This is a genomic window from Gelidibacter sp. (assembly GCF_039916245.1).
Classification (GTDB): Bacteria; Bacteroidota; Bacteroidia; order Flavobacteriales; family Flavobacteriaceae; genus Gelidibacter.
Genome location: NZ_JBDSLS010000266.1, coordinates 1 through 7,113, shown reverse-complemented (window position 1 = coordinate 7,113; position 7,113 = coordinate 1). Strand labels below are relative to the sequence as shown.

Sequence of the window (7,113 nt, the reverse complement as noted above, 5' to 3'; positions counted from 1 at the left end):
AGTAAATCTACAAAAATTTGAAAGGAATTCACAACACTTGTCTATCCTTTGAAGAACCTGATCTTGTTGTAATTCTACTGAGTAAATCTACAAAAATTTGAAAGGAATTCACAACCCACCGAATCGTCCCTTAACCCTTGGACCAGTTGTAATTCTACTGAGTAAATCTACAAAAATTTGAAAGGAATTCACAACTGAACGCTTCCCAGACTTACCCAATCAACGTTGTAATTCTACTGAGTAAATCTACAAAAATTTGAAAGGAATTCAAAAGCAGTTCAATCAGCATTGCACCTTTAGCTTTGTTGAAAACACCAACAATGGCATAAATATCCTTTCAACTGGCTTGTTATAATCATTCCAAAAACTCATCTCAGGGTACTAAACCCTGAGAGAGAGATGGCTAAATTGCATTTGATGTGAAATTGTTGGTAAACAACAACAATGGCATTATTAATTTGTGGCTAAAATCATGGAGAAATATCCTCCAGGAATGTCGAAATAAGAAAATTCAACAGAAAAAATCAAAGCATCAATCCTCAAGATTGATGTTTTTTTTATAGTTAAAATAGCCAACAAAAGCAGTGCTCTTTTCAAATACTTTATCTTTACCCCTCTTAATTCAGAAAGTAATGCACGCAGGTCAATCCATCAGAACCTATTTCACTCAAAATCCAAAAAACGATATTCTCGCTGGTATAACCGTATCACTAGCCATGGTTCCAGAAGTGGTCGCCTTCGCTTTTGTGGCGCAAATTGACCCTTTAGTGGCATTGTCAGGGGCCTTCATCGTTGGTTTAATTGCTGGAATTTTCGGTGGCCGCCCTGGATTAGTCACAGGTGCTGCCGGTGCCGTAGCCGTTATTTTTGTGAATCTTATTTCAGAAGGACATTCCAAAGGCCTATTGTTCGACACACCTGTTGACAATATGGGTTACTTTTATTTATTGGCGGCGGTTATATTAATGGGATTAATTCAAATGGGCGCTGGTGTTTTAAAACTTGGCCGGTTTGTGCGTTTGATTCCGCATTCTGTGATGATGGGTTTTGTCAACGGATTGGCCATTGTTATTTTTCTGGCGCAAGTCCGCATGTTTTCTCATAAAGAATTGGAAATAGGTGCTGATGGCTTAAAAAAATATATAAACGTTCCGATGCAGGGATCTGAGTTATATACCATGCTTGGCCTCGTAGGACTTACGATGGCCATCATTTGGTTGCTTCCCAAACTAACTACTAAAATCCCTGCAGCCTTAACCGCAATTCTCATTACCACCGGAGTCGTTGTTTTTAGTGGTCTCGATGTAAGCACCGTTGGTTCGTATATTATAGAAGGTGGTGGCGAAGGGCTGAAAGGCGAATTCCCTACCCCAAACATGGGACTTTGGCAAAACTTACCGTTCAATTTTGATACGCTCAAATTTATTCTGCCTTATGCCTTTTTAGCGGCATCCGTAGGCCTTATTGAATCTTTATTGACCATGAATTTGGTGGACGAACTCACAGATACGCTAGGCGACGGGAATAGAGAATGTGTAGCCCAAGGGGCTGGAAATATTTTAAGCGGCTTATTTGGCGGTACTGGAGGATGTGGTATGATCGGTCAAACTGTAATTAATCTTAATGCGGGTGGTAGAGGGCGATTATCAGGCATTATGATGGCATTATCTTTATTGACCTTTATTTTATTTACAGATAAATATATCGAACAAGTGCCCATTGCTGCTTTAATAGGCGTGATGTTTATGATGGTTCTTCAAACATTTGCTTGGTCAAGTTTCAGGATTATGAGAAAAATCCCTGTTCCAGATGCGGTCGTGCTGGTCACGGTGTCTGCCGTAACTGTCATATTTGATCTTGCCATTGCTGTATTTATTGGTGTTATTTTGTCTGCGCTTGTATTTGCATGGAAAAATGCGATAATGATTAGAGCACGTAAACGCATCAAAGAAGACGGCACAAAAATTTATGAAATATGGGGCCCGTTATTTTTTGGTTCCATTCAAAATTTCAATGAAAAGTTTGACATTAATGAAGATCCTCAAAACATCGAAATAGATTTTGTAGAATCACGTGTGAGTGATCACTCAGCTATTGAAGCTATTTTTAATTTGGTCAATAAATATGAAGCTGAAGGAAAATCCATTAAGCTGAAACATCTTAATGAAGACTCCAAAACCTTACTCTATAAAGCACATCCTAAGTTTAAAGATGTAATTATTGAAACTGTTGATGACCCACGCTATTATTTAGCTGAAGACCCTGAGAAGTTCACAAAACCACTGTCAGAATATCGTTTATAAAACAAAAACGACTCTTTACAGAGTCGTTTTTGTTTTGAATTTAATTATTCATTATCTTTTGTTTTCTTCTTGATCTTGACATCGCCATCACTATCGGTCTTGATTTTCACCTTTTTATCGTCAGTTTCCATTTTTATCTTATCACCATCTCTTTTCACTTTGACTTCGGCACCTTGATCATTCATCTCCTTGATAACTTTTTCTTTTTCTGTTTGCTCTCTACATGATGTAAAAGACAGAGATAAGAAAAGAGCCATAATCGTCATAAAAATTACTTTTTTCATAATACTGAGTTTTAATGTTCACTGTAAAACTACTAAGTATCAAGACGTAACTTTAACTCTAATCAGTAATTGAGTAACTCATTTATTTTCAATTTTACCTTCTCCGTTGAGGGAATCATCGTTTCCTCTAATATGGAATTCAGCGGAATCGCAGGCATATTCTCACTACCAATAGTCATTACGGGCGCATCTAAAAACCTAAAACATTCCTCTTGAATTTTACCTGCCAACGCTCTAGCAAAAGAATTATTGGAAGGTTCTTCCGTGACGACCAGACATTTTCCTGTTTTTTTGACCGATTTCATAATGGTATCCTCATCTAAAGGAAATAAGGTCCGCAAATCTATGATTTCGACTTGGTTTCGCAGACCCATTTCGCCTGAAGCATTATACGCCCAATGGACGCCCATGCCATAAGTGACAATGGTTAAGGTTTCGACATTTTCTTGCTTCCAGATTTCTTGTAAAACCCAAGCCTTTCCAAATGGCAATACGTAATCTTCTGCCGGCTCAACCGAAGTCGCCCCTTTAGTTCCTGGCACTTTACTCCAATACAAACCTTTATGCTCCAAAATAATCACAGGATTTGGATCGTAATACGCCGCTTTCATCAAGCCTTTTAAATCAGCACCATTACTTGGATAGGCGATTTTTATCCCTCTGATGTTCGTTACAATACTTTCCACTGAAGACGAATGGTAAGGGCCACCACTGCCATAAGCACCAATCGGCACCCGAAGAATCATGCTTACTGGCCATTTTCCGTTGGATAAATAACAGCTCCTACTGACTTCCGTAAATAATTGATTCAGTCCTGGCCAAATATAATCGGCAAACTGAACCTCAACGATTGGCTTTAATCCAACCGCGCTCATACCTACCGTCGAGCCCACGATAAAGGCTTCTTGAATGGGCGTATTGAACACGCGATCATCCCCAAACTTTTGAGCCAAGGTTGCTGCTTCCCTAAATACGCCTCCTAGCCTTGCACCCACATCCTGTCCGTATAACAAACATTCTTTGTGTTTGGCCATTAATTCTTCTACGGCAAATAAGGCACAATCTACCATTACGACTTTCTCGGCACCTTTTGGGGTGCGTTCGCCTTTTTCTTCCGTGATTGGTGTGGGCGCAAAATCGTGCGTGAATAGATCCTGTGGTTTGGGGTCTTCGGCTTGCAGAGACAGATGATAATCTGTCTCTACGGTTGCTCTGCATTCCTTTTCTATGGATTCGATTTCTTCCACAGAAAATCCATGATCCAACATCTGTTGTTTCAATACTGGATAAGGATCCCGTGATCGTGCTTCTTCCAAATCATCACGATACCATTCCATTCGTACGCCAGAGGTATGATGATTTAACAAAGGTACTTTTGCATGAATCAAAAATGGTCGGCGTTCTTTACGAATGGTGGCAATGACTTTTTCAACGGCCTCATAGCTTTCTATAAAATTGGCACCATCAATTGTGATAGCTTCCAAGCCTTTGAATCCTTTAGCATATTCAAAAGCATCTTGTGCTCTAATCTCTTCAGCATTGGCCGAAATATCCCAACCATTATCTTGCACCAAATACAAAATGGGCAACTTTTTCAAGACGGCCATCTGAAAAGCTTCTGCGACTTCTCCTTCAGTAACCGAGGCATCGCCTAAAGAACACACTACAATGGGTGCATTACCGCGAAGGCGGGAATCTCGTGAATGAACAGACGCATCGTAATCGATTTCAAAATTTTCTTTTGCGGTGTTTACCTCTTCAAAGAAAGTTTCACTCTCACGATATTTAAAACCCAATGCAACACCCGTCGCAGGAATCGCTTGCATCCCAGTCGCCGACGATTGGTGCGGAATTTTTGGCTTGTCGATATCTCTCAAACTCGGATGCGCATAATAAGTACGCCCGCCAGAAAACGGGTCGTCTTTTTTAGCTAATAATTGCAACATCAAATCGTAAGGTTTTAATCCAAAGGCTAATAACATCGCATCATCTCTATAATATGGAAACGCATAATCCTGTGGCAATAACTGCATTCCGAGTGCAATCTGAATCGACTCATGACCTCTTGAAGTGGCGTGCACGTATTTGGACACTTGCTTAAAATTGGCTTCGTACAACTCGGCCATGGCTTTGGCGGTACAAAGGTTTGCGAATGCTTTATGTAAAATTTCTTTGGTTATATTACTCATGATTTATTTTTTGGGCGTTCGGGCGGGCTTTCCGTTACAAGTCCTCGCTTCGCTGTGGGCTTTTCACTGCAATCCCTAACGCAGCGTTATCAAGAATTCCTATTTTTAAAAATGAAATTGGATTCGTAATCCCTAACGTAAATGGGATTCAGACCTGACAGATTTTCCTCCTTAGCTGAAACTTCGGCGGACAAGTAGAAACCTGTCAGGTCTTATCATCATTATATGTTTCTACTAATATCAAACTGTTCAAAATAATCGGCAACCCGACGCACAAAACTTCCACCTAAAAATCCATCCACAACACGATGGTCAAAAGAAAGTGACAGATACATCATGCTTCGAATCGCAATTTCATCGCCTTTGTCGGTTTCAATGACTTCGGGGCGTTTTTTAATAATTCCTAAGGCCAAAATGGCCACTTCGGGTTGATTGATAATGGGCGTTCCCATGACACTTCCAAAAGTTCCTACGTTTGATATTGTAAAGGTGCTGCCTTTAATGTCGTCGCCTCCTAATCTATTTTCTCTTGCTTTTGCTGCTAATTCATTGACATTTTCGGCTAAAGCTTTTAAATCTTTGGTGTCTGCGTTTTTTACCACTGGAACTATTAAGTTTCCACTCGGCAAAGCGGTGGCCATTCCGATATTGATATCCTCTTTTACGATGATGTTATTACCATCCACAGAGGCATTGATATTTGGAAAATCCTTGACTGCTTTGGCGACTGCTTCCACAAATAATGGTGTAAACGTTAAACGTTCCCCATATTTTTCTTGAAATGCATCTTTATTGGCATTTCGCCAATTGACCATATTGGTCATATCGGCCTCCACATACGCCGTAACATGTGGCGAGGTATGTTTAGAATACACCATGTGATCGGCAATCATTTGGCGCATGCGGTCCATTTCAATGATTTTACCTTTGCCTTTATCGAAACTCAGTTGTGGAATTCGATAGGCTGTTGAGTCTTGAATTATAGGTTGCGCAAATTTGTACGGTCGTCCGTCTTCAATATAACTAAATAGATCGCTTTTACGGAGTCTGCCTTCGTTTCCTGTGGCAGGGATTCGTGCTAATTCTTCAAAACTGATGTGCTGTTCTTTGGCAATGGCAATGATTAATGGCGAGAAGAAAGTATTTGAAGTTGAAAATGAACTCGAAGTTGAAACTGAAGCTGTTGACTTTGGTTTGGAAACATTCTTTTTCTCTTGATGTGATTTCTCACTAGCGTTCGAAATGACAACTTCCTTTTTTGGAGACGTCGCCTCTTCAGAAACTTCCAAGATAGCCATCACTTGTCCAACGGGAACAACATCTTTAGCTTTGCACATGGTTTTTACCAACTTTCCAGATACTGGCGCTGGGACTTCATTATCGACCTTATCAGTTCCTACTTCCAAAATGATGTCGCCTTCTTCAAACGAATCGCCTTCGTTGATGAGCCAGTTGATGATGGTTCCTTCGGTTATTGATTCGCCCATTTTGGGCATTTTTAATTCCCACGAAAGTGGGAATCTCTCTTCTTTACTCATTTTCTTTATTTTTGAACCTGAAAGTTTTAAAATATCAGTGCTTATGAAACTTTTATGAATATGATGACTTTTGCGTTAAGGATTACTCGTTCACTATTATTTTAATAAGAAGTGCTCGTGAATGCTTCGCATTTGCAGCGACATCCTTTTTTGTTTTTCACAAAAAAGATATAGCGGAAAGCCTGACCCTTTAGGGTAACGCCCAACTACTTCAACTTATGTTCTTTATCCTTTTCTTGTATGTAATGCGTCGTACACTCATAATTCAGCATTTAATCACGAGATTCCTGCTTGCGCAGGAAGTAATCCCTCAAAGTATCATAAACGCCTTCCTGCATTTTCATATGCTCAGGCACTTCCCTCAACGGCTCCACTTCCCTTAAACTTTCATGACAATCGGCAGGTAATTGCTGATAAAGCTGGGTGCCTTTGGTTTTCCATGCGATCATCTCATCACTGACTTCTTTAATCACTTTTGCCGGATTGCCAACGACCAAACTTCGATTTGGAATAATGGTTTCGGCTTTGACAAATGACATAGCTCCGACGATGCTTTCATCGCCAATTTCGGCATCATCCATGATGACGGAATTCATTCCAATCAAACAATTTCTACCTAAATTAGCACCATGAATAATCGCGCCATGCCCAACATGGGCACCTTCTTTTAGAGTAATCGATTTCCCAGGAAACATGTGCACCGTACAGTTTTCCTGAACGTTGACGCCATCTTCTAAAATAATCTGTCCCCAATCGCCACGAATCGCCGCTCCAGGGCCTATATAACAGTTTTTACCGA

Annotated in this window: 5 protein-coding genes; 1 reads left to right on the top strand and 4 read right to left on the bottom strand. The window is 40.2% G+C overall.

The window, feature by feature from the left end:
* The first annotated feature begins 632 nt into the window (after positions 1 to 632).
* Entirely contained in the window at positions 633 to 2,303 is a 1,671-nt protein-coding gene (locus ABIQ28_RS13710) for a SulP family inorganic anion transporter (protein WP_348038258.1), read from the top strand.
* A gap of 44 nt (positions 2,304 to 2,347) precedes the next feature.
* On the opposite strand, the gene ABIQ28_RS13705 is transcribed toward ABIQ28_RS13710, so the two are convergent.
* From ABIQ28_RS13705 to ABIQ28_RS13690, 4 genes are all read right to left on the bottom strand, one after another.
* Positions 2,348 to 2,587 (bottom strand): hypothetical protein, encoded by a 240-nt coding sequence (locus ABIQ28_RS13705; RefSeq protein ID WP_348038256.1) that lies wholly within the window; start codon positions 2,585 to 2,587, stop codon positions 2,348 to 2,350.
* A gap of 62 nt (positions 2,588 to 2,649) precedes the next feature.
* Positions 2,650 to 4,776 carry a thiamine pyrophosphate-dependent enzyme gene (locus ABIQ28_RS13700; RefSeq protein WP_348038254.1) on the bottom strand — a complete coding sequence of 709 codons (2,127 nt, stop codon included), beginning with the start codon at positions 4,774 to 4,776 and terminating at the stop codon, positions 2,650 to 2,652.
* A 221-nt stretch (positions 4,777 to 4,997) separates the two neighbouring features.
* Positions 4,998 to 6,314 carry a dihydrolipoamide acetyltransferase family protein gene (locus ABIQ28_RS13695; RefSeq protein ID WP_348038252.1) on the bottom strand — a complete coding sequence of 439 codons (1,317 nt, stop codon included), beginning with the start codon at positions 6,312 to 6,314 and terminating at the stop codon, positions 4,998 to 5,000.
* A gap of 272 nt (positions 6,315 to 6,586) precedes the next feature.
* A partial coding sequence (locus ABIQ28_RS13690; protein ID WP_348038250.1) for a transferase hexapeptide repeat family protein occupies positions 6,587 to 7,113 on the bottom strand: 527 nt, incomplete at its 5' end.

Bases quoted from the DNA above. Each gene is read 5' to 3' on its own strand.
- ABIQ28_RS13705 (WP_348038256.1), bottom strand. From the start codon at position 2,587: ATGAAAAAAGTAATTTTTATGACGATTATGGCTCTTTTCTTATCTCTG.
- ABIQ28_RS13710 (WP_348038258.1), top strand. From the start codon at position 633: ATGCACGCAGGTCAATCCATCAGAACCTATTTCACTCAAAATCCAAAA.
- ABIQ28_RS13700 (WP_348038254.1), bottom strand. From the start codon at position 4,776: ATGAGTAATATAACCAAAGAAATTTTACATAAAGCATTCGCAAACCTT.
- ABIQ28_RS13695 (WP_348038252.1), bottom strand. From the start codon at position 6,314: ATGAGTAAAGAAGAGAGATTCCCACTTTCGTGGGAATTAAAAATGCCC.